This window comes from Zhengella sp. (assembly GCF_041397485.1).
Lineage (GTDB): Bacteria > Pseudomonadota > Alphaproteobacteria > Rhizobiales > Rhizobiaceae > Zhengella.
Window position 1 is genome coordinate 359,952 of sequence record NZ_JAWKWO010000003.1, and the last position, 20,551, is coordinate 380,502.

A 20,551-nucleotide genomic window follows, 5' to 3' on the forward strand; every position below is an offset into this window, starting at 1 on the left:
GGCGCGCCGATCAGCGGGCGCGCCGTCCTCCGCGCCGGCGTCCGGTGCCGCTCTCGCCTGCATCGGACAAGATCTTTCGTTCAGGCAGCATCACTGCCTCGGCCAGGCGCGGAAAGGCGTCAACCTTGTTGGGCAGCGCCATGGCATTGACGAAGAGCTGCTGGAAGTCGGGTTCCAGCGCCGTCTCGATCTTCTCGATCCGCGATACGGCGCTCTCGATTTCGCGCCGGTGGTCGCGGTTGAGCAATGCCATCAGGGCGCCATCGCCGGCCGCGTTGCCGACGGCCTTCACTTCATCCAGGGTGCAATCGGGAATGAGCCCCAGCACCATGGCATATTTCGGGTCGATATAAGATCCGAACGCGCCGGCAAAGCGGATGGCATCGACCTTGTCGATACCCTTCTTCTGCATCAGCAGGCGGATTCCCGCGTAGAGCGCGGCCTTGGCAAGCTGGATCGCGCGGACATCGTTCTGGGTGACGACAATGCGCGGATTGGCTTCCTGCAGGACGTAGCCAAAGGTGCGTCCTTGTTCCACGATACGTGGAGAGCGTGCCGCAAGGGCGCCATCGACCACGCCGTCTTCCGATATGATGCCGGCAAGGAACATTTCAGCGACGACCTCGATGATACCCGATCCGCAGATACCGGTGACGCCGGTGCCGTTCAGGGAGGCCGGGAAACCGTCCTCGTCGGACCAGAGGTCAGACCCGATGACGCGATAGCGCGGCTCCAGCGTCTGCGAATCGATGCGCACGCGCTCGATGGCACCCGGTGCAGCGCGTTGACCACCCGAGATCTCGGCACCCTCGAAAGCCGGGCCGGTCGGGGAGGAGCAGGCAACAGTGTGCCTGGCATTGCCCAGTACGATTTCGGCATTGGTGCCGACGTCGACCAGCAGCATTTCCCTGTCCTGCCGGTAGGGCCCTTCCGACAAGGTCGCGGCGGCTGCATCCGCGCCGACATGGCCTGCAATGCAGGGCAGGACATAGGTGCGCGCACCCGGATTGACGCCGATGCCGATTTCGGCTGCGGAGAAGGACAATGCGCCCGATGCCGCAAGCGCAAAGGGCGCGCCGCCCAGTTCAGTCGGGTCAATGCCGAGAAACAGGTGGTGCATGACCGGATTGCCGACAAACACCGTGTCGAGAATGTCTGCCCTGTCGGCGCCGGCCTCGTTGCAAACCTTGCCGATGAGGCCGTTGACGGCCTCACGCACTGCCACCGTCATGGCTTGCCGGCCTTCCGGGTTCATCATGACATAGGAGACACGGCTCATCAGGTCCTCGCCGAACCGGATCTGCGGGTTGGACGTGCCCGACGAGGCGGCAATGCGCCCGGACAGAAGCGACACGAGATGCATGGCAATGGTCGTGGAGCCGATGTCGCAGGCAACACCCCAGGCTTCGTTCTTGAGGCCGGGCCAGAGCGCGATGATCGTGGGACGATCCGATGTTGCGTCATGGTGAATGGCTGCTGTGACGGACCATTTGCCTGCTCGCAGGATCGACTGGACCTGCGGCACGAGGCGGAAATCCACCGACAGGTTTTCATAGCCCCAATCGCGGGAAAGGGCGGCTTTCAGCCGGTCCAGATCGCCCAGCGGCTTGTGCATGTCAGGCTCTTCCACCTCGACATAGCACAGCCCGATTGCCGGATTGCGCTCAATCAGCCTGTCGGTTGCCTTCTTGCGCACGACTTGTGCATTGACGACGGAATCCTGCGGCACATCGATGACAAGATCGCCCTCGATCAAGGCTGAACAGGACAGGCGTCGTCCTTCGGCAAGAGCGCCGCGCTTTTCCGTGTAGCGGGCTTCCTTGGCCGACCAGCCGGAAATGCCGGATGCATCGGATGTGATGCCGTGCTTGGCGAAATGGCCAGTCTGCACTTCAATCTGGCACCGGCCACAGATGCCGCGGCCACCGCATACGCTCTCCACATAGACGCCGAGTTCGCGTGCGGCATCCAGCACGGACGTGCCCTTTGCAAAGCGTCCGCGCTTGCCGGACGGCATGAAAAGAACGAGGTGGTCGGTGGACATCATGTTGCTGGGTCCTGAATGATGCTCATCGGGAAAATGCGATGATTTTGCTTAAGCGAAGGACAGCGGATATCCGGCATGATGCGGTCGTTCCTGAAGGAGGTTCGATCATGCCATTCACGCTCCTGTCCGCAGTTCTTTCGGCCTTCTTTCTGGTCCGGATCTTAAAGGGACCATGGTTCCGCCATCCGCATTACCTCGGGCTGGCCATAATCGGCTCGATCGCTGGCAAACTGCTCGTAGCCAGTTTCGCGCCTGATCTCGCCAGCGGCATGGTGGCGGGAAGTCTTGCGCCCCTGATCGGTGCCGCTATCGCGATCATGGCCTTCGATCGCGTCACGGACGTGTGAGCGGCAGAAAAGGCCGCCGCCCCGATTTGCATTGCCGTTACGCCATCGGCCACCGTCGCCCTCAGGCCTGGGTGCGGCGCGCTGCCCGTCCGCCGCGGCGGCCGCCCCCGGCGGCAGGGGCGGCAGCAACAGGCGCAGGGGCTGCGCCGGCATGCGGCTTGTAGTCCTTGTAGGTGCGGATCCAGTTCATGCAGTCGGGATCGGTCCCGTTGAGCACATTAGCCGCACGCACCATTTCCATTTCCTGGGGACGGCATGGATTCATGATGGCCGACGTCATGCCGGCGCCGATGACCATCGGAATGAAACCGGCATTGATGCCGTGGCGGTGCGGCAGCCCGAACGAGATGTTGGAAAGGCCGCAGGTCGTGTTGACCTTCAACTCGTCGCGCAGACGGCGCAGAAGCGCAAAAACCTGCTTGCCTGCCGTACCCATGGCGCCGATCGGCATGACCAGCGGGTCAACGACGATGTCGTGGGCGGGAATGCCGTAATCGGCGGCGCGCTCGACAATCTTTTTTGCCACGGCAAAACGGACATCGGGATCCTGCGAAATGCCGGTTTCGTCGTTGGAGATGGCAACAACAGGCACATCGTACTTCTTGCAGAGCGGCAGGATAGCCTCCAGCTTTTCTTCCTCGCCGGTCACCGAATTGACCAGCGGACGGCCCTTGGCCACCTTCAACGCTGCCTCGATTGCGGCGGAGACGGAAGAATCGATCGACAGTGGCACGTCGACCAGGGCCTGAACGATTTCAAGCGTCTGGACCAGCAATGCCGGCTCCGTGGCATTGGGGTCGACAGCCGTGACGCCCGCATTGACATCGAGCATGGTGGCACCGGCAGCAACCTGCTCGAGCGCATCCTTCTTGACCGTCTCGAAATTGCCTTCCACCATCTCCGCGGCCAGCTTCTTTCTGCCGGTCGGGTTGATGCGCTCGCCAATGACGCAGAACGGCTGGTCGAAACCGATGACGACCTCTCGGGTCGCGGAAGCCACGATGGTGCGGGTCATGCCTGTCTCCTTTGATATAAAGACTTCTTTATATCGTTATCTGATTTCCTTCAAGCCCCTGATCGGAGCCGTTGTCAATTGCTGTCGACGACGTCGGCGACTATGGCGGCGGGCCGTTCGGTCTCCTCGGCCATGATCTCCTCGAGGCGTTCGGCGATGACGGCGTCGTCTGGGCGGCTTTCGCGCTGCCAGGGCTTGCGGCCCTTCAGGACGCCGGATTCGTGCACGATCTCAGCGACGAACTCCTCCTGCCGGTAGGCCATGACATGGACCCCGGAAACGCCTTCGATTTCCTTGACCTCGTTCATGATGTCGATGCACAGGCGCTTGCCTTCGCGCTTCTGCTTCTCGGCGCCTTCGAGGCGCTTGATGACCGAATCGGGGATGTGCACACCGGGCACGTTGGACCGCATCCATTTTGCGGTTCGTGCAGAGGCCAGCGGCCCGACGCCGACGAGGATGAAGCACTTTTCGTGCAGGCCCATATCGACGACGCGCTTCATGTATTCGCGCAACATGGGGACGTCGTAGCAATACTGGCTTTGCACGAACTGGGCGCCGGCGGCGATCTTCTTGGCGAGACGGTGCGGACGGAAATCGTAGGGCGGGGCAAAGGGGTTGATGGCCGCGCCGAGAAAGACATGGGGTGGCGAGGTGATCGGACGGCCGGACAGGAAACGCTGTTCATCGCGCATTGTGCGGACCGTTTCCAGCAGCGACATGCAGTCGAGGTCGAAGACAGGCTTGGCACCCGGCTGGTCGCCGGCCTGCACCCCGTCTCCGGTCAGGCAGAGCATGTTGGCCACGCCCATGGCTGCCGCGCCCAGGACATCGCCCTGTATGGCGATGCGGTTCTTGTCGCGGCATGCGATCTGCATGATCGGGGCATAGCCCATGCGAGTGAGCAGTGCGCAGATGCCGACGGAGGACATGTGGCAATTGGCGCCGGATGCATCGACTGCGTTGATGCCGTCAACCCAGCCGTCGAAAATGGCCGCGCGTTCATAGACTTCCTGCGGATCCGCGCTGTCGGGCGGGTTCAGTTCGGCGGTCACGGCAAATTCGCCGCGGCGCAGGACGCGCTCCAGCCGGCCACGGGAAAAATGGCCTGGCAACGGATCCAGCGGCGCGGACGGGTCGAACGGATTGGTGTCGGGAGACGTGGTCATTTCGTTCAGTTCCTTGCGGCGTCGCGATCAGCGGCTGCATTGGCGGTGACGCGAAGCCAGGCGGAGGTCTCGCGAAGGCTCTGGTCCACCGGCTTCTGCACATTCATGATGTTGGAGCGGCCCTCACGCATGGTTTCGGTTCCCTTCCAGGCCTGCACCCAGACGCAGGGCATGTCCGGCTCGACCTCGCAATGGCCGTTGGCGCGCACGCCGCCGCATGGGCCGTTGCGCAATTGCTTGGGGCAGTTCATCGGGCAGGACATGCCCGTGGAGGAGAGAATGCACTGGCCGCACATGCGGCAATCGAACAGCAGGCCCTTGACCCGTTTTTCGACAAATTTCACCGGAGGCTCGGCACGCTTGTAGCCAACAGCCCGCCAGAACGGGTGCAATGCCAGGAAAAGGCCTGAAAAACGCGCATAGAGCCATTCAAGCGCACGGGCGTGACGCACGGACCAGAGCCGGATCGTATAGGCTTTTCGCGCCCGCGATACCGGCGATACGCCTGATGGAACATAGGCCGAGGGCGGACCCTTCGCTGCCTTCTTGCTTGCGGTCGCGGTCTTGACCGCAGGTTCAGGTGCCATCGCGTCCTCCCGATTGGACAAGGGCCACAAGACGGTCCTTTGGCCATGCTGCTTCCATTTCGGCCGCCGCCTTGTCGGCTTCAGCCTCCAGATCGTCTCCCACGGCGACGGGTGCAGCCCGCCGCCATTCTTCCAGATAGGCATCCGTATCGGCTGCGCCGGAGCGCATGGCGGCCATGTCAATGGCCTCGGCAAAGCGTTGCGAGAGTTCCCGCTTGGCCGTTCTGCGACCCTGTTTGACAATCACCTGGGCGGGGATATCGCGCCAATAAACGATGACGAGATCAGCCATGATCCGGTTTCCTTTCTTTCGTGGATGACAATTGCGGAGGCCGCGCGTGCCCGCTGGTTGCCGCGCGACGCCGGAAATTTCAAAAGCGACAGGGGAAAAATTTGACGGTCAACCCATCATGCCGGCGACGAAGCCCGCAGCCACGCCCGCGGCCCCGATCACCGCTACGATGATGACGAGGGAAATCACGCCGACCGCGGCGCCTATGCCCAGCAGCACGCCATCGCGTTCGGACAAGGCCAGGGCAAGGAGGGTGGCGGCAAAGGCGGGCAGCCAGTTGCCGAGCGGTACGGGAAGGATCACGGCTATGGCGAGCACAAAGATGGCAAGGCCAAGCATTCGGTCAGCCTGGCCGCGCGACAGCGGCCAGTAGCGCGGCTTGATGAAGCGCTCCAGGCGCTCCAGGCGCGGTACAAGCCTGGAGATTGCGTAGTCAACCTTTTCGCGCGCCAGGCTCTTGGAGAGAACGTAGCGGGGGAGCCAGACCGTCTGGCGCGACAGGACCATTTGTGCCGAGACGATGGCCAGTGGAATGCCAAGGATGACGGACGTGCCGGGCGGAAGCGGCAACAGGTTGATCGCGCCGCAGACGATCAGCATGGCCGCGAAGGAGCGGTCGCCGAGCGCATCCCTGATGGCGGCGACCGAAAGCGGGCCGTCCGTCGAGGCAGCAAGTTCCCGCAACACGGTCGATAGCCGGCGTGGCGGGTCTTGGGGCGGTTGCACCGCGATGAACTGGTTGGTCATGCTGTACCGGTTCGTCTCTACCTGGCTGCCTTTGCAGCAGGGGATTGTCACATAGTTCCGGAATATGAAAACCACAAGTCAGCTTGACGCCGCATCGAGAAGCGCACCGGTCAGATCGCCATAACCGGTGAAGCGGCGTTCGTAGTCCAGACCCAGGAAATCCGCTGCCCAGCGCGCCTTGGCATCAAGCGCGGGGTCTTCGCTCTGGGCGAGATAGACCAGCTTGGTGTAATTGCCGAACATCATGGCGATGAGTTCGGGATGGCGGTCGAGTTTCAACGGCTCCATGATGAAGGCTTCGAACTGGCGGGCGATCAGGTCTGTCAGATAGAAGACGGTGACATCGTCTTGGCTCTCACGCAGGAACCTCTCGGTGCCGGTGTAGAATGCGTAACAATGGGGTCCCTCGATACGCGCCAGTCCCTCTTCCTGACAGATCCGGTCGAGTTCGCCCTGCGTGCCGCATTCGGCATAGCCGATGAAAATGCGGCTGAAACCTTCAGCGCGCGCCTCGGCGATCTTCTCACGCATGGCCGGTGCGATCCGCCCCGGCGTGTTGTGCCAGATGGCTGGCAGACAAGTCAGGTCGATATGGTCCAGCCCGTTGGCTTCGCATATGGCCACGATCTCCCGCGCTATGGCGCCGCATGCGATGACGCGCACACCATCGCGGGGGATAGGTGCGGGAAGGGCGGTCATCGTCTCAATTCCATGATGTCGAAGCGCGACTCCAGATGCGGCGCGGGAAATTCCAGCCGCAGCCGGCCGTCATCGAGCAGAAAGGCAAAGGCGACTTCATCGCGCTCGTTGTTTTGCGGGTAGGGCAGGGGTTCCTCGTAGGAATAGTGGCCGGCGCCAAGGAAGATCAGGCGCTTGTCGCCGTCATCGAAGAAGTGGCCCGTCACCCGTTGCGAACCGGTCAGTTTTTCCAGATACAAGCCAGCGCCACTTTCGGTAATGCGGCACCGGAACCAGGAATAGGTCACCAATGCGGCCGGCCCGTCCAGCTTGGTGATACGGCATTGCCAGTTGCCGGTCAGGTCTGCTCCGGAAAAGGAAACCGGATCACCATCGAGAATCTCGTCGAGTTGCGCAATGTCGGCGGGCGCACCACGGGCACGGGCAACCGCAATGGCGCGGGTGCGGGTCTCATCGAAGGCGGCAAGTCGCTGCCGGTCAATGTCAGTGATGAGGGACTCGATCCCGCCCGTGGCGTTGGCCGGTCCGGCGGAACCGGCCAGGGCCATCAGGACGACTGAAGCGATTGCGGCGCGAGTCATGCCATGCCTCTCCTTTCAGGAGCTGGCGCAGGCACGATCGGGACCGCGGGTGGCCAGTCTCAGCCGGCCGCTGCCTGATTGTGCTTGCGCTTCATGAAGTCTTTCGCCGTTTCCACCGCAACCGCGGCGTCACGGCAATAGGCGTCCGCACCCACGGCCTTGCCGAACTCCTCGTTGAGAGGGGCGCCGCCGACCAGCACGACATAGTCGTCGCGAATGCCCTTTTCCTTCATCGTGTCGATGACGACCTTCATGTAGGGCATGGTGGTCGTGAGCAGCGCTGACATGCCCAGAATGTCCGGATTGTGCTTCTCGATGGCTTCAAGGTAGTTCTCGACAGGGTTGTTGATGCCGATGTCGATCACGTCGAACCCTGCGCCTTCCATCATCATGCCAACCAGGTTCTTGCCGATGTCATGGATATCGCCCTTGACCGTGCCGATGACCATGGTGCCGAGCTTCGGCGCGCCGGTTTCCGCCAGCAGCGGGCGCAGGATGGTCATTCCGGCCTTCATGGCATTGGCGGAAAGCAGCACTTCCGGCACGAAGAGAATACCGTCGCGGAAGTCCTCGCCAACGATGCGCATTCCTTCGACGAGTGCCTTGGTCAGCACGTCATAGGGCACCCAGCCGCGATCGAGAAGAATGCGCGTACCTTCCTCTATCTCTTCCTTGAGACCGTCGTAGAGGTCGTCCATCATCTGCTGGACAAGTTCCTCGTCATCGAGTTCCGACAGGATGATCTCGTCGTCGCCAGCCATGGTCAAATCCCTCTTCAAATGTCGCGCGGCACACCGATGACCGCTTCATCATGCGAATATCCGGCTCCCGTGCCGGAGGGATGCACGAATTGCGACGCGGCCGGATGCAAAATGCGACCGCCCGCATCCTGATTGTCGGATATAGCGCTTGTGACGCCGTGGCAAGGGAGTTGCGCAAGCCCGACGAACCGATGCAGGCCGGTGCAGCCGCCTCGTGTCGCCGGTAGCCAAGTCCTTGACGCGGCTGGGGCAGGTGTGGCCGCGGGGCGAGCCGTAGACTTATCCGGACAATGCCCGTGACGGGTGCCGATTTCGAGACAACGGTGACAGGAATGACCGAGGATACCGACCAGCTGACGACCAGTGCCGCCAGTGCACCGCGCGAACGCCGCGGGAGGGGTGAACGTTCAGGTGCGGCGGCCCGCCGGGCGGCGCGTTCGGGTGGCGGACCGGGCCAGTCGCTCACCTACATCACCCGAAAGGTCCCGACCTACGAAGTCCTCTCGGAGGAGGGGCTGGCGATCATCGAATCCAATGCGGACACCATTCTGGAAGAGGTGGGAATCGAGTTTCGCGATGATGCGGAGGCGTTGCAGATGTGGCGCGACGCTGGCGCCGACGTGAAAGGCGAGCGGGTACGGTTTCCCAAGGGCCTCTGCCGCGAACTGCTCAAGTCAGCGCCCTCTTCCTTCACGCAGCATGCGCGCAATCCCGCCAAATCAGTGCAGATCGGCGGCGACAGCACGGTTTTCGTTCCCGTCTACGGCCCGCCTTTCGTCCGCGATCTCGAGGGCAATCGCCGTTATGCCACGATCGAGGACTTCCAGAATTTCGTGAAGCTGGCCTACATGGCGCCGTCCATGCACCATTCTGGCGGCACGGTCTGCGAGCCGGTCGACGTGCCGGTGAACAAGCGGCACCTGGACATGGTGATGGCGCACATGACGCTGTCCGACAAGCCGTTCATGGGATCGGTCACCGCCCCTGAGCGTGCGCAGGACACCGTGGACATGTGCAAGATCCTGTTCGGCGAGGAATTCGTCGACAACAATGCGGTCGTCATCAACCTGATCAATGCCAATTCGCCGATGGTGTTCGACGACACGATGGTGGGCGCGGCCAAGGTTTATGCGCGCAACAACCAGGCCTGCATCGTCACGCCCTTCATCCTTGCCGGTGCGATGAGCCCGGTCACCGTGGCGGGAACGCTGACGCAGGTGCTGGCTGAAGTGCTGGCAGGCGCGGCCTTCACGCAGCTCGTGCGTCCGGGGGCACCGGTGCTCTTCGGCACGTTTGCCTCCTCGATCTCCATGCAGTCGGGTGCGCCCACCTTCGGCACGCCGGAGCCTTCGCTCGTCTCCTACGGCGCTGCGCAACTGGCGCGGCGTCTCGGCCTGCCTTTCCGCACCGGCGGATCGCTGACCGCCTCCAAGGTGGCCGATGCGCAGGCTGCCTATGAAAGCGCCAATACACTCAATTCCACCCTGCTGGCGGGTACGAATTTCGTGCTGCATTCGGCGGGCTGGCTGGAGGGCGGGCTGGTCTCGTCCTATGAAAAGTTCATGATGGACATCGATCAGCTCGGCATGATGCAGCGCCTGGCGCAAGGCATCGACCTTTCGGAAAACGGGCAGGCCATGGATGCGATCCGCGAGGTCGGCCCCGGTCAGCACTATCTTGGCTGCGCGCATACCCAGGCCAATTTCCAGGAAGCCTTCTACCGCTCCTCGATTGCCGACAACAACTCCTTCGAGCAATGGCAGGCAGAAGGCCAGAAACCGGCCCATCAGCGTGCCAATGAGCTGGCACAGAAATGGCTCGATGCCTATGAGGCTCCGTTTATCGATCCTGGTATCCTTGATGGCCTGACCGATTTCGTCTCGAAGAAGAAGGAATCGATGCCGGACGCCTTCACCTGAAAGGATGAGACCGAAACGGCTGGCCGTGCCCGGATCGCTTCCATGATCCATGAGGATGTCTGGCGGCGACCGGTGCGCGGGCTCTAGCCGGGCGGTTTTGTCGCCGCGCGGCCCCGACATGCTTTGACCGGCTCACGAAAACCACTAGGCTTCGTCTGATTGACCGGCTGGCGGTTTCGCTGGCCCCCACGCAAACGGAGAGCCGCATGCATCTGAAAACGCTGTCGATTACTACCGGCGCCGGAACCTGCCCGGCAAAACTTTTCCTGCCGGACGGGCCAGCGGCGGCGAGCGTCCTTTTCTTCATGGATGCCTTCGGCCCCCGCCCGGCGCTGGATGCCATGGCCGGGCGGCTTGTCGGCGAAGGTTATGCGGTGTTGCTGCCGGATCTGCTCTATCGGTGCGAGGACCGTTCTGCCTTCGATGCGCGCACGACCTTTTCCGACCCTGAACGCGGGCCGCTGCTTAAATCCATGCTGGCGGCCACCCCGCAGGCTGTGACGATCGAGGACTGCGCCTATTTTCTGCTAGCACTCGATTCGGAAGGCCTGACCGGGCCTGTCGGTGTCACCGGCTACTGCATGGGCGGGGCACGGGCGCTCAACGCCGCCGCGCATCATCCCGACCGTATCGTGGCGGCGGCAAGCTGGCATGGCGGAAACCTTGCCGGGGACATTCCGGACAGTCCGCATCTCCATGCCGGCAGTATCCGCGCCCGGGTCCATGTCGGCGTGGCTGGCGACGACGGCAGTTTCCCGCCGGCGCAATCCGCACTCTTCGCCCAGGTTTTCCGTGAGGCCGGTGTCGACTACACGCTGGAGAACTATCCCGCCTGCCGCCACGGCTGGTGCGTTCCCGATCATACCGTTTATGACGAAGAAGGTGCCGAGCGGCACTGGAAGCGCCTGCTCACGCTATTCGAAGAGACCCTGAAAACCTGACGCGGCGCGATCATGGCGACAGGCAAGCACCTGCTTGAGGACATTGCCGGCGCGCTGGCGCCCTTCGGCCTGATGGTGCGGGGCGGCTTCGATTTCCGGGCGGACGATGCCGCGCCTGCCGGTCCCGGCGGACGCATGGCGCGCAGCGTTCTGCTCGTCGGACATGCCGGAGGCTCGATCTGGGCTCCCTTTTCCGCTTGGCGCGCACAGCGGTCTGGCGAGGCCGGCAATCCGCTCGATGCATGGTCGAGGCAGGTCATCGGCGGCGTGGCCGGGCTTGCGGGCGCGCACGCGGTTTTCCCCTCGGATCCGCCCTATCTGCCTTTCCAGCAATGGGCCATGCGGGCGGAAGGGCTGTGCCCGTCGCCACTCGGAATACTGATGCATCCGGCCTACGGCTTGTGGCATGCCTATCGCGGTGCAATCTTGTTCAACGAGGCTCTGGCCTTGCCGCCCGCGCGGCCCGTGGCGCATCCGTGCGATTCCTGCCATGGCAAGCCCTGTCTCGGCGCCTGTCCGGTCGAAGCCTATTCGCCGGCCGGATTCGACGTGCAGGCCTGCCGCAGCCATGCCAGTTCCCTGGCCGGAGACGCCTGCCGGGGTGGTTGCCTCGCCCGGATGGCCTGTCCGGTTGGCGCCAGTTACCGGTATTGCGAAGAGCAACAGCGCTTTCATCAACGGGCGTTCCTTGGCGCCTGATCATTTTTTCACCTTGCACCCAAGGATCGCCTTGCCTGCCGCGTCCAAAGGCCGATGATGCATGCGATGAGCGAAATGGCCGGTCACGGTTCGGACGTGCAGGAAACGGCGCTTGCGGCGGCGGGCGGCGATCGTGCGGCCTTCGCCCGGCTTGTCAACGACCACTATGATCTGATCCACCGTATCGCCTTGCGCTGGAGTGGAAACCGCGCCGATGCCGAGGACATCGCCCAGTCGGTCTGCATGAAGCTGGGTGGCGCGATCAGGAAATTCCGTGGCGATGCGGCTTTCACCACATGGCTCTACCGCATGACGATCAATGCCGCGCGGGATCACCATCGCGCAGCGAGGCGGGATGAGCGCCATGCCCACGCCCTCGCCATGCAGGCGCTGGTGGATCATCAGTCCACTACGCCGGATTGGCCGCCGGAAGACGAGACGCAGGCGCTCTGGGCGGCCGTGCGTGACCTGCCGGACAAGACGCGCGAGGCCGTGATGCTGGTTTACGCGGAAGAACTGAGCCATGCCGAGGCTGCCCGGATCCTCGATTGCAAGGAGGCCACGGTTTCCTGGCATGTCCATGATGCGAAAAAACGCCTGGCCGCGCTTTTGCGGCCCGGCGGGGAGACGTGACCATGACCGGTGACGAAACGTTGAAACAATTGGCAGCGCGTGGCCATGCGGCACCGCGCCCGGAGGCGCGCGAGCGTGCCGTGATGGCGGCCATGGAGGCCTATGACGCCGCCGCCACCGATGCAGATAAAAAAACTTCGGCCGCCCCCCAAGGATCGGTGGGACAGGGGCGTCTCATCTCCATCGCAAGCAGAGCATGGAGAAACGTCATGAACCCGAAATCCCTTGCCGGGCCGGTCGCCGCCGCCATTCTTGTCCTCCCCCTTGGCGGCTATCTCGGCTGGCAGATGATGGAGACATCCCCGCTGGTCCGCAGTCAGCAACCTGCGGGCATGGGCGACATGGCAAGCAGCAAGTCAGACGCGCCGAAGGGCGAGCCGGAGGTGGCAGCAAGCACGAAGGACGATGACGCCAATGCACCATCGCTGCCTGAGAGCGGGCTGGCGGCCGGACAGCAGGTTCCGGCTGCGCCGCGCGAGGAAGCCCTGATGCGGCCGATCCCGGCCTTGCAGGATGCCGTCAACGGGTCGAGCGCCCCGGGAAACCCCGGTCCCTCAGCAGCCAAGCAGATGATGCGCAGCATGCCGCTGCGTCCCGATATCGCGCCCGTTCCACGGTCGGAAAACCGCGACCGGGTGGAGGCGTTCGACGGCAATCCGGTGCGCGCGGCGCAGGAACATCCGGTCTCGACCTTCTCGATCGATGTCGATACCTCGTCCTATGCCTTCATCCGTTCACAGCTCAATGCGGGGCGTCTGCCAGCGCCTGACACGGTGCGGGTAGAGGAGCTTATCAATTATTTCCCCTACGACTGGCCGGTTGCCGACAATGCCGGTCAGCCCTTCAAGCCGACGGTCACAATCGCGCCGTCGCCCTGGAATGCCCATCGAAAGCTGATGCATATCGCGATCAAGGGCTATGAGGTGCAGGCGGAGACGCGTCCGCGCGCCAATCTGGTTTTCCTGGTCGATACGTCCGGTTCCATGAATGCGCCGGACAAGCTGCCGCTGCTGAAGACCTCGTTCCGATTGCTGCTGGGCAAGCTCGATGCCCGGGACACGGTTTCCATCGTGACCTATGCGGGCTCGGCCGGCGTGGCGCTGGAGCCGACTGCGGCCTCTGACAAGGCGGCAATCCTGGCGGCCATCGATGCGCTCGGCGCGGGCGGGGCCACGGCGGGAGCCGCGGGAATCGAGACCGCTTACCGGCTTGCCGAGCAGAACTTCCTGGAGGATGGCGTCAACCGGGTGATGCTGGCGACAGACGGAGATTTCAATGTCGGGCCTGCGTCGGACGAGGAATTGAAGCGCATGATCGAGGACAAGCGCAAGAAGGGTGTCTTCCTCTCGGTTTTCGGGTTCGGGCGCGGCAACTACAATGACCAGCTCATGCAGGTGCTGGCGCAGAACGGAAACGGTTCCGCTGCCTATATCGATACGCTCGGCGAGGCGCAGAAGACGCTCGTCGAGGAGGCGACGTCCACGCTGTTTCCGATTGCAAAGGACGTGAAGATCCAGGTGGAGTTCAATCCGGCCATGGTCGCGGAATACCGGCTCGTCGGCTACGAGACGCGGGCGCTGAACCGCGAGGACTTCAACGACGACCGCAAGGATGCCGGCGACATCGGCTCCGGCCATTCGGTGACCGCGATTTACGAGATCACGCCGAAGGGCAGCCCGGCACAACAGATCGATGAGCTGCGTTACCAGACCGCGCCGGCGGAAACGGCCGGCGATGGCGGGTCCGGCGAATATGGTTTCGTCAAGATCCGCTACAAGCAGCCCGACAGCGACACGTCGAGCCTCATTACCCGACCGGTCACCGGGGACGACGAGATTGCATCGCTGGACGAGGCGTCCGACGATTTGCGCTTCTCTGTGGCGGTGGCGGGATTCGGCCAGAAACTGCGCAAGGCGAGCCAGGTCGACGATACCGGCTGGGATGCGATCGCGACGCTGGCGGCCAGCGCGCGCGGCCCGGATCCCTATGGCTATCGCGCGGAATTCCTGCGGCTCGTGCAGATTGCGAAATCGCTGGAGAACGCACCGTGACAAGCGGCTGCGCCTGGAACGGCTCTCGCGGCGTCGCGTTTGAAGGCAAGAAGGTGAATCAAGTCCGGGTGTTGCACGGCTTTGTTCAAACGGTGAATCAGGTTGTGCAACACGCCGCGCGCGGCGTCCGGAAAACCAGGCTTGGCAAAAAGGGAGCAGATCGGATGGCAATCGACAGGCGGATGGTGCTGGCAGGAAGTCTCCTCGGTGGTCTTCTTGCCGTCAGCGGACCGGCGGAGGTGAGGGCCGAGAACGATCTTTGCCCCGTGGTAGCATCGCAGGACTGGGAGGCGTGGCTCTCGCGCACGCCGTTCTCCGGTGACCGGTTGATGCTGCATGTGCGCGGCACGGTTTCCCTGCCGACACCGGGCTACACGGTCAACCTGCGCGAGGGGCCGCTCACGCGCTCCTTCCCGCCAACCCAGATGGTCGTTCTGGAAGTGCGGGAGCCGATCAACCGGATCGGCACCCAGGTGGTCGACGACCGTCGAGTCAGCGTCATCCTGCCGGGCCAGGAAAACTACAAGTCCGTGCGCGTGGTCTGCGGAAAGACGCTGCTGCATGAGTTCAGCGACGTTCCGCTCCTGCGCTGATCGTTTCCGGTTCAGGCCAATGCCTCAGCCGCGGCGGCGGCCGCGCCGTTCGCGCCCTGCGCTGTCGCCGGTTCCCGCGCCACTGGCATCGGCCTGCTTGTTGCGCATCGGACCAACCTTCGCGACGATTTCCTCAATGGTCGGGCGCGGTGCGCGGGCATGGCTGTCTATCGCCTGGCGCATGGCGGCAAGATGCTCGCAACGTGTGCCGCAGCATCCGCCGATGATCCGCGCACCCGCATCCATGGCGAGGCGGGCATATTCGGCCATGAGGTCCGGCGTGCCCGAATAGACGATCTCGGTGCCCTTGAATTCCGGGATGCCGCAATTGGCCTTGACCACGATGGCGGCTTCGGGATCGGCGCCGGACATGTCGAGCAGGGTGGAGAGCATGTCGGATGCCCCTACGCCGCAATTGGCGCCCACCGCGACGGGCGCTTCGCCAAGGCCATCGGCAACGTGATGGATGTCTTTGGGATGCAGGCCCATCATCGTGCGACCGGCCGTATCGAAGGAGCCCGTGTAGACATATGGAAGGCCAACACGATTGGCGGCTTCCACCGCCGCGCGGATTTCCTCCGGCGCGCTCATGGTTTCGATCCAGGCGACATCGACGCCACCATCCTTCAGCCCCTGCATCTGCTCGGCAAAGGCATCCGCTGCTTCGTCATGGGTCAAGGCGCCGAGCGGTTGCAACAGTTCGCCGGTCGGGCCGACGGACCCAGCCACGATGACCTTGCGCGGCGCCTTGTCGGCGACGGCGCGGGCAAGCCGGGCGGCCTTCATGTTGAGTTCATGGACACGGTCCTGGCCATTGTGAAGCTTCAGACGATGGCGCGTGCCGCCGAAACTGTTGGTCAGTATGATATCCGATCCGGCATCGACGAAGTCCTGATGCAGTTTCGTGATCCTGTCGGGATGGTCGGCGTTCCAGAACTCCGGCGCATCGCCCGATTCCAGGCCCATGGCAAAGAGGTTTGTGCCGGTGGCGCCATCGGCGAGGAGAACGCCTTTTTCAGCCAGCAGATCGGAGAGCGCGTTTGTCATGGCAGGATTCCTGACGTTTGGAAAAAGCAGTCATAACCACATAAAGAAGTCTTTATATCTTTGCAAGGCGCCCTGCTGCCCGCGGTCAGGCGTAGCGGCGGCTTTCCGCTTCGCCTGCCTCGTCTTCCAGCCCGAGCTTGCGGTAGGTTGCGGCGAGCATCCGGTTGAGCGGAATGCCGCAGGGATCGTAAAGGCGGCGCATTTCCATCATCTGTTGTGCCTGCACGAGATTGCCGGCCTTGCGATGCGCATCCAGCAGGATCTGTTCAAACAGGTCACGCTGTGCATGGCTGCCGCCCGCTTCGGCCATGCGTGGCAGGGCAAGCGCCATCAACCGCGCCGCTTCGCCATGACGGCCTTCCATATGCGCGGTGATCGCGCGCGCCGCAGGCAGGGCGACATCGCGCCAGACCGCAACATCGAAACCGGTTTCGTCCAAGGCGCGCTCCTCGATGGCCTGCATCAGTGTTGCTGCCTCGCCAAGGCTGGCCCGTTGCAGCCCGTAAAGGTATTGCAGCGTCAGAAACGCGTTGATCGTGTCACCGTGGCGGGGCTTGAGCCATTGGGCGAGGTCGGCCCATCGGTCACCCACATCCATGCCCGCCATTTCCATGCGTGCCAGCAGGGATACGGCGCCGACCTGGTCCTGGCTGTAGCTTTTCTCGACGCCCCAGCAATGCGCGTCATACATCGGGAATACCGATGCCTCGTCGCCCATTGACAAGGCGAACAGGGCGCGATGCCACCAGTTGTGCGTATACATGAAGGAATTGAGCCCGTCCCAATATGGCGCCACGCGATCCATGAAGCGGGCGCCTTCCGGCACGCGGCCCTGTGTCAGCATGACATGGGCAAGCGCGTGGTGGGCCAGGGCTCCGCCGGATCAAGTTCCAGCGCTGCATTTGCGGCGGCTTCGGCCTTGTCCAGCAGGTGGCATTGCTCATAGGCAAAGGCGGTCATGGCATGAAAATGCGCATTGTCCGCATTGCGGTGGCGAACAGTGCGGGCGAGACGCAGCATGGCCGGGGCATCGCCACGGTTGAAAGCGAGATACTGTCCAAGCTTCATGGCAGCGAGATCGTTCGGCCAATCGCGCACATGGCCGGCGATCCGGCTTTCGGCGCGCAACGGGTCACCGGATGCCCAGTCCTTCAGGATGGCGTGCAGATTTCGTTCGCGAGCGTTTGCCCCTGTCGACAATGCTTCGCCGGCCGCAACGAAGCGGCTGGCATGGGCCGGCGCATCCGGAGACTCAAGGAACATCCAAAGCAGCCCGGCATAGGTCTGGGCAAGCGGGCATTCCGGCTCGGCTTCGGCTGCCGCGAGAATGTTAACGGCCCGGGGGTGATAGCCCAGAAAACCGGATACGAAGTCGCAAATGCCGGCATGGGCTGCTGCGCCGGCCTTGCTGACCGGATTGCCGAGAGGATCTTGCATGGCGGGTCTCCCTGGATGCCCGACGATGGCAAAGCCTGGCCCGACGGTAAAGACCGATTGCCCCGGACCTGCCCGATTCATTCCGTTGTGCCGCCATATTCCTGTGCGAGCGAAGATGCGGCGCGGGAAGCATCACAAGAAGACGGGCAGCCCTCACGGGGCGCAGGGAGAAGCGAGATGAGCAATTTTGCCGGGCAGTGGCCAAAGCAGCATGTATCCGAACAGGGAACCGGTACCGGCAGGCCGGGTTTCGGCCTTGCCGGACTGGTGGCATCCGCCGCCGTTCTTGCCGTTCTGGCGGGCTTCGGCGCCATCGCCTATGTCGCCGGAAGCGGACCCAAGGGTAGCGGGCATGTCATGGCCAGCCGGGCGGTTGCCGGAATTGCAGGCGCGGCTTCTTCTGCGTCGACGGACAAGGTGGCAAGTGCGCTTTCCCTGTCGGCTGATGATGAACGGGCGCCGCCGCCGTCACCGGATGAGGCGGCTGCCGGCAATCCTGGAACGCGGGAGGCCTTGCCGCCACAAATGTCCGGCAACGGCCAGGAAACACTCACTCCGGCGCCTGTCAGAACCGTCAAGGTGGCGCCCGACGGGCGGCTTCATCAGCAAATGGACGGACTGGATGCAGATGATCCGCGCTGGGCGCAGGATCTCGAACAGCCCGTCAACAAGGGCGAACAGGCCTTGGCAAGGCTGCTGCTGGAAGCCAGGGACGATACGCAGATGCCGGCAGACAATTCGCTTACGGCGGCCATCGCGCCAGTCGAACGGAAACTGGCAACACCTTCGCGTCCTGCGCCCGGCGATGCAAACCGCGACGAAGCCGCACATGACGCGGCCGCAACCTCCGGTGCCACTGGCTATGCGCGGCAATATGTGAACATGCGCGCAGGGCCGAGCAACGATGCCGATGTGCTCAAGGTGATACCCGCAAAGGCCAGGCTGACCATTCACGGCTGCAAGGGCTGGTGTGAAGTCAGCCATGATGGTCAGCGGGGTTTCGTTTACAAGAGCTTCATCAGGCGCGGCTGAGTTCTGTTTCGCAACGCTGTTTGCGATTTGCAAAGTGCCTTGCCGCGCGTCGATCGCGTTTTGCATTGCGCACCGATGATTTGCGTTTTGCAAATCCCGTCTGGCTCTTTGCTTTTAAAAAGCAAGGTTTCCCGGCCTTTTCAACTTGGCACGATCCTTGAAATGTTCCGAGTGTCGCGAGTTTTTGCCCTGCTGCCGGGCAATCATCGCCGGGGGGCGGCTTGATTGCCAATGCGGCTTACAGGCGGCAGGGACGCGGATCGGGTGTGTGCGGTCCCGAGGGGGCAAGCCGGCGGATGGTGTGGGGCTTTCATCCGCCGGCTTCGCTCGCGTTCTTTTCCTGAAGCCCCGGTAATTCCCGATTGCAATTGCGGATTGACTCCGCAATCATGTTTCCCATGAAGCTGAAACCTTCGCTCAGAACCCTGCATGCCGAGTTGCTGCGCCTATGCGCGCGCATCGGCTATTCCCCGCCGGCATTTCCCGTCTGACATCACCTGTCGTTTTTTCTTGATCGCCTGATTCAATCAGCGGGGACAAGCCCATGACATATCAAAACTATTCGCTGGAGCAGCTGCAGGCCATCGATGCGGCGCACCACCTGCATCCCTTCACCGACCACAAGGATCTGCGCGCTGCGGGCAGCCGCATGATCGTGCGCGCCGACGGCGCGTTCATCCATGACAGCGAGGGCAATGCCATCCTCGACGGCATGGCTGGCCTCTGGTGCGTCAATGTCGGTTACGGCCGCGACGAACTGGCCGAGGCGGCCTATACGCAGATGAAGGAATTACCCTATTACAATTCGTTTTTCCGGTGCACGACACCGACGCCGGTGCTGCTTTCACAGAAGCTTTCCGAGATTGCGCCTGAACATGTGAACCAGGTCTTCTACGGATCTTCCGGTTCTGAATCGAATGACACGGCGCTGCGGCTCGTCCGCCATTTCTGGGCGCTTGAAGGCAAGCCCGAGAAGCAGATCATCATTTCGCGCCAGATGGCCTATCACGGTTCCACCGTGGCCGGCGCTTCACTGGGCGGCATGAGTGCGATGCATGCCCAGCTCGGTGCGCCTGTGCCGGGCATCGTCCACGTCATGCCGCCCTATGCCTTCGAGCTGAAGCAGGACGGCGAAAGCGACCATGATTTCGGCTTGCGGGCGGCGCGGGCCGTTGAAGACGCAATCCTGGAGCATGGGGCGGACAAGGTCGCCGCATTCATCGGCGAGCCGGTCATGGGGGCGGGCGGCGTGAAAATCGCGCCCGACAGCTATTGGCCCGAGATTCAACGGATATGCCGCAAGCATGACATCCTGCTCATGCTGGATGAAGTGATCACCGGCTACGGCCGGACGGGCAACTGGTTCGCCGCCCAGACACTGGGCATCGAACCGGACACGATCACCACCGCCAAGGCGCTGACATCGGGCTATCAGCCTCTCTCGGCCTTGCTCGTCGGGGAACGTATTTCCCGTACGCTGATCGAGAAGGGGGGCGAATTCTTCCACGGCTATACCTATTCGGGCCATCCGGTTGCTTGTGCCGTCGCGTTGAAGAACCTGGAAATCATCGAGCAGGAGGGGCTGATCGAACGGGTGCGCGACGATACCGGCCCCTATCTCGCCAGCCAGCTTGCCGAGCGGATTTCCCCGCACGGGATCGTGGGCGAGGCGCGCTCCATCGGCCTGATGGCGGCCATCGAGATCGTGAAGGACAAGGCCAGCGGCCAGCGGTTTCCCGGCGCGGGGGCGGCGGCCGTCTGCGTGCGCGATCACGCCATTGCCAATGACATGATGATGCGCGCTGTCGGCGATACGATGATCCTGTCGCCGCCGTTGATCTGGACCCGCGAGACGATCGACATGGCAATGGACCGCATTCTTGCTGCGCTTGATGCAGCGGAGCGGGATCTGAGGAGCAGGGAGGCGTGATCATCGGCGGTTCATGGCCATGGG

21 protein-coding genes are annotated in these 20,551 nt (G+C 63.1%); 9 read left to right on the top strand and 12 right to left on the bottom strand.

Going from position 1 to position 20,551, the window contains the following annotated elements:
* Positions 1-10 precede the first annotated feature (10 nt).
* Positions 11-2,044 (bottom strand): ASKHA domain-containing protein, encoded by a 2,034-nt coding sequence (locus R3D65_RS11360; protein WP_371275572.1) that lies wholly within the window; start codon positions 2,042-2,044, stop codon positions 11-13.
* Between the two features lie 110 nt (positions 2,045-2,154).
* Here R3D65_RS11360 and R3D65_RS11365 point away from each other — a divergent pair, with 110 nt between their 5' ends.
* Positions 2,155-2,394 carry a hypothetical protein gene (locus tag R3D65_RS11365; RefSeq protein ID WP_371275330.1) on the top strand — a complete coding sequence of 80 codons (240 nt, stop codon included), beginning with the start codon at positions 2,155-2,157 and terminating at the stop codon, positions 2,392-2,394.
* A 61-nt stretch (positions 2,395-2,455) separates the two neighbouring features.
* Here R3D65_RS11365 and R3D65_RS11370 read toward each other — a convergent pair whose 3' ends face one another.
* The 8 genes from R3D65_RS11370 to R3D65_RS11405 all read right to left on the bottom strand — a co-directional run bounded on the left by R3D65_RS11370 (position 2,456) and on the right by R3D65_RS11405 (position 8,245).
* Positions 2,456-3,409, bottom strand: coding sequence for a methyltetrahydrofolate cobalamin methyltransferase (locus R3D65_RS11370; RefSeq protein ID WP_371275331.1), 954 nt, complete (start codon positions 3,407-3,409; stop codon positions 2,456-2,458).
* Between the two features lie 74 nt (positions 3,410-3,483).
* Entirely contained in the window at positions 3,484-4,578 is a 1,095-nt protein-coding gene (locus R3D65_RS11375) for a methylenetetrahydrofolate reductase (RefSeq protein WP_371275332.1), read from the bottom strand.
* 5 nt (positions 4,579-4,583) lie between these two features.
* Positions 4,584-5,165, bottom strand: coding sequence for a methylenetetrahydrofolate reductase C-terminal domain-containing protein (locus tag R3D65_RS11380; protein WP_371275333.1), 582 nt, complete (start codon positions 5,163-5,165; stop codon positions 4,584-4,586).
* Positions 5,155-5,457 carry a virulence factor gene (locus R3D65_RS11385; RefSeq protein WP_371275334.1) on the bottom strand — a complete coding sequence of 101 codons (303 nt, stop codon included), beginning with the start codon at positions 5,455-5,457 and terminating at the stop codon, positions 5,155-5,157. The genes R3D65_RS11380 and R3D65_RS11385 overlap by 11 nt, the downstream gene beginning before the upstream one ends.
* Before the next feature lie 108 nt (positions 5,458-5,565).
* A complete protein-coding gene (locus R3D65_RS11390; RefSeq protein ID WP_371275335.1) occupies positions 5,566-6,204 on the bottom strand; it encodes an exopolysaccharide biosynthesis protein in 639 nt (212 codons plus the stop codon).
* Positions 6,205-6,282: 78 nt separating this feature from the next.
* Positions 6,283-6,903: a DUF1638 domain-containing protein gene (locus R3D65_RS11395; protein WP_371275336.1), complete on the bottom strand. Its 621-nt coding sequence runs from the start codon at positions 6,901-6,903 to the stop codon at positions 6,283-6,285.
* On the bottom strand, positions 6,900-7,484 hold the full coding sequence (locus tag R3D65_RS11400) for a DUF4893 domain-containing protein (protein ID WP_371275337.1): 585 nt from the start codon (positions 7,482-7,484) through the stop codon (positions 6,900-6,902). The genes R3D65_RS11395 and R3D65_RS11400 overlap by 4 nt, the downstream gene beginning before the upstream one ends.
* A 59-nt stretch (positions 7,485-7,543) precedes the next feature.
* Positions 7,544-8,245, bottom strand: coding sequence for a corrinoid protein (locus R3D65_RS11405; protein WP_371275338.1), 702 nt, complete (start codon positions 8,243-8,245; stop codon positions 7,544-7,546).
* 332 nt (positions 8,246-8,577) lie between these two features.
* Here R3D65_RS11405 and R3D65_RS11410 point away from each other — a divergent pair, with 332 nt between their 5' ends.
* From R3D65_RS11410 to R3D65_RS11435, 6 genes are all read left to right on the top strand, one after another.
* The gene (locus R3D65_RS11410; protein WP_371275573.1) at positions 8,578-10,164 is read left to right on the top strand and encodes a trimethylamine methyltransferase family protein; all 1,587 of its coding nucleotides are present in this window, start codon (positions 8,578-8,580) and stop codon (positions 10,162-10,164) included.
* A 206-nt stretch (positions 10,165-10,370) separates the two neighbouring features.
* On the top strand, positions 10,371-11,105 hold the full coding sequence (locus R3D65_RS11415; RefSeq protein ID WP_371275339.1) for a dienelactone hydrolase family protein: 735 nt from the start codon (positions 10,371-10,373) through the stop codon (positions 11,103-11,105).
* 12 nt (positions 11,106-11,117) lie between these two features.
* A complete protein-coding gene (locus tag R3D65_RS11420; RefSeq protein ID WP_371275340.1) occupies positions 11,118-11,804 on the top strand; it encodes a hypothetical protein in 687 nt (228 codons plus the stop codon).
* A gap of 66 nt (positions 11,805-11,870) precedes the next feature.
* Positions 11,871-12,437 (top strand): RNA polymerase sigma factor, encoded by a 567-nt coding sequence (locus R3D65_RS11425; RefSeq protein WP_371275341.1) that lies wholly within the window; start codon positions 11,871-11,873, stop codon positions 12,435-12,437.
* A 2-nt stretch (positions 12,438-12,439) separates the two neighbouring features.
* On the top strand, positions 12,440-14,488 hold the full coding sequence (locus tag R3D65_RS11430; RefSeq protein WP_371275342.1) for a von Willebrand factor type A domain-containing protein: 2,049 nt from the start codon (positions 12,440-12,442) through the stop codon (positions 14,486-14,488).
* Positions 14,489-14,652: 164 nt separating this feature from the next.
* Positions 14,653-15,081: a hypothetical protein gene (locus R3D65_RS11435; RefSeq protein WP_371275343.1), complete on the top strand. Its 429-nt coding sequence runs from the start codon at positions 14,653-14,655 to the stop codon at positions 15,079-15,081.
* Positions 15,082-15,105: 24 nt separating this feature from the next.
* Here the strand turns inward: R3D65_RS11435 and bmt are convergent, their stop codons facing one another.
* From bmt to R3D65_RS11450, 3 genes are all read right to left on the bottom strand, one after another.
* Entirely contained in the window at positions 15,106-16,128 is a 1,023-nt protein-coding gene (bmt, locus tag R3D65_RS11440) for a betaine--homocysteine S-methyltransferase (RefSeq protein WP_371275344.1), read from the bottom strand.
* A gap of 85 nt (positions 16,129-16,213) precedes the next feature.
* A complete protein-coding gene (locus tag R3D65_RS11445; RefSeq protein ID WP_371275345.1) occupies positions 16,214-16,972 on the bottom strand; it encodes a hypothetical protein in 759 nt (252 codons plus the stop codon).
* Positions 16,966-17,565, bottom strand: a complete 600-nt coding sequence (locus tag R3D65_RS11450; protein ID WP_371275346.1) for a hypothetical protein — start codon at positions 17,563-17,565, stop codon at positions 16,966-16,968. Before R3D65_RS11450 ends, R3D65_RS11445 begins: the two co-directional genes overlap by 7 nt.
* Positions 17,566-17,742: 177 nt before the next feature.
* On the opposite strand from R3D65_RS11450, the gene R3D65_RS11455 reads away from it, so the two are divergent.
* Together R3D65_RS11455 and R3D65_RS11460 are read left to right on the top strand one after the other, a co-directional pair.
* Positions 17,743-18,597 carry an SH3 domain-containing protein gene (locus R3D65_RS11455; RefSeq protein WP_371275347.1) on the top strand — a complete coding sequence of 285 codons (855 nt, stop codon included), beginning with the start codon at positions 17,743-17,745 and terminating at the stop codon, positions 18,595-18,597.
* Positions 18,598-19,141: 544 nt separating this feature from the next.
* Positions 19,142-20,527, top strand: a complete 1,386-nt coding sequence (locus tag R3D65_RS11460) for an aspartate aminotransferase family protein (protein WP_371275348.1) — start codon at positions 19,142-19,144, stop codon at positions 20,525-20,527.
* The last annotated feature ends 24 nt before the right edge of the window (positions 20,528-20,551 follow it).

What these genes read in the sequence shown, in the direction of transcription:
- R3D65_RS11360 (WP_371275572.1), bottom strand. Translation starts at nt 2,044, where the DNA reads ATGTCCACCGACCACCTCGTTCTTTTCATGCCGTCCGGCAAGCGCGGA.
- R3D65_RS11365 (WP_371275330.1), top strand. Translation starts at nt 2,155, where the DNA reads ATGCCATTCACGCTCCTGTCCGCAGTTCTTTCGGCCTTCTTTCTGGTC.
- R3D65_RS11370 (WP_371275331.1), bottom strand. Translation starts at nt 3,409, where the DNA reads ATGACCCGCACCATCGTGGCTTCCGCGACCCGAGAGGTCGTCATCGGT.
- R3D65_RS11375 (WP_371275332.1), bottom strand. Translation starts at nt 4,578, where the DNA reads ATGACCACGTCTCCCGACACCAATCCGTTCGACCCGTCCGCGCCGCTG.
- R3D65_RS11380 (WP_371275333.1), bottom strand. Translation starts at nt 5,165, where the DNA reads ATGGCACCTGAACCTGCGGTCAAGACCGCGACCGCAAGCAAGAAGGCA.
- R3D65_RS11385 (WP_371275334.1), bottom strand. Translation starts at nt 5,457, where the DNA reads ATGGCTGATCTCGTCATCGTTTATTGGCGCGATATCCCCGCCCAGGTG.
- R3D65_RS11390 (WP_371275335.1), bottom strand. Translation starts at nt 6,204, where the DNA reads ATGACCAACCAGTTCATCGCGGTGCAACCGCCCCAAGACCCGCCACGC.
- R3D65_RS11395 (WP_371275336.1), bottom strand. Translation starts at nt 6,903, where the DNA reads ATGACCGCCCTTCCCGCACCTATCCCCCGCGATGGTGTGCGCGTCATC.
- R3D65_RS11400 (WP_371275337.1), bottom strand. Translation starts at nt 7,484, where the DNA reads ATGACTCGCGCCGCAATCGCTTCAGTCGTCCTGATGGCCCTGGCCGGT.
- R3D65_RS11405 (WP_371275338.1), bottom strand. Translation starts at nt 8,245, where the DNA reads ATGGCTGGCGACGACGAGATCATCCTGTCGGAACTCGATGACGAGGAA.
- R3D65_RS11410 (WP_371275573.1), top strand. Translation starts at nt 8,578, where the DNA reads ATGACCGAGGATACCGACCAGCTGACGACCAGTGCCGCCAGTGCACCG.
- R3D65_RS11415 (WP_371275339.1), top strand. Translation starts at nt 10,371, where the DNA reads ATGCATCTGAAAACGCTGTCGATTACTACCGGCGCCGGAACCTGCCCG.
- R3D65_RS11420 (WP_371275340.1), top strand. Translation starts at nt 11,118, where the DNA reads ATGGCGACAGGCAAGCACCTGCTTGAGGACATTGCCGGCGCGCTGGCG.
- R3D65_RS11425 (WP_371275341.1), top strand. Translation starts at nt 11,871, where the DNA reads ATGAGCGAAATGGCCGGTCACGGTTCGGACGTGCAGGAAACGGCGCTT.
- R3D65_RS11430 (WP_371275342.1), top strand. Translation starts at nt 12,440, where the DNA reads ATGACCGGTGACGAAACGTTGAAACAATTGGCAGCGCGTGGCCATGCG.
- R3D65_RS11435 (WP_371275343.1), top strand. Translation starts at nt 14,653, where the DNA reads ATGGCAATCGACAGGCGGATGGTGCTGGCAGGAAGTCTCCTCGGTGGT.
- bmt (WP_371275344.1), bottom strand. Translation starts at nt 16,128, where the DNA reads ATGACAAACGCGCTCTCCGATCTGCTGGCTGAAAAAGGCGTTCTCCTC.
- R3D65_RS11445 (WP_371275345.1), bottom strand. Translation starts at nt 16,972, where the DNA reads ATGCTGACACAGGGCCGCGTGCCGGAAGGCGCCCGCTTCATGGATCGC.
- R3D65_RS11450 (WP_371275346.1), bottom strand. Translation starts at nt 17,565, where the DNA reads ATGCAAGATCCTCTCGGCAATCCGGTCAGCAAGGCCGGCGCAGCAGCC.
- R3D65_RS11455 (WP_371275347.1), top strand. Translation starts at nt 17,743, where the DNA reads ATGAGCAATTTTGCCGGGCAGTGGCCAAAGCAGCATGTATCCGAACAG.
- R3D65_RS11460 (WP_371275348.1), top strand. Translation starts at nt 19,142, where the DNA reads ATGACATATCAAAACTATTCGCTGGAGCAGCTGCAGGCCATCGATGCG.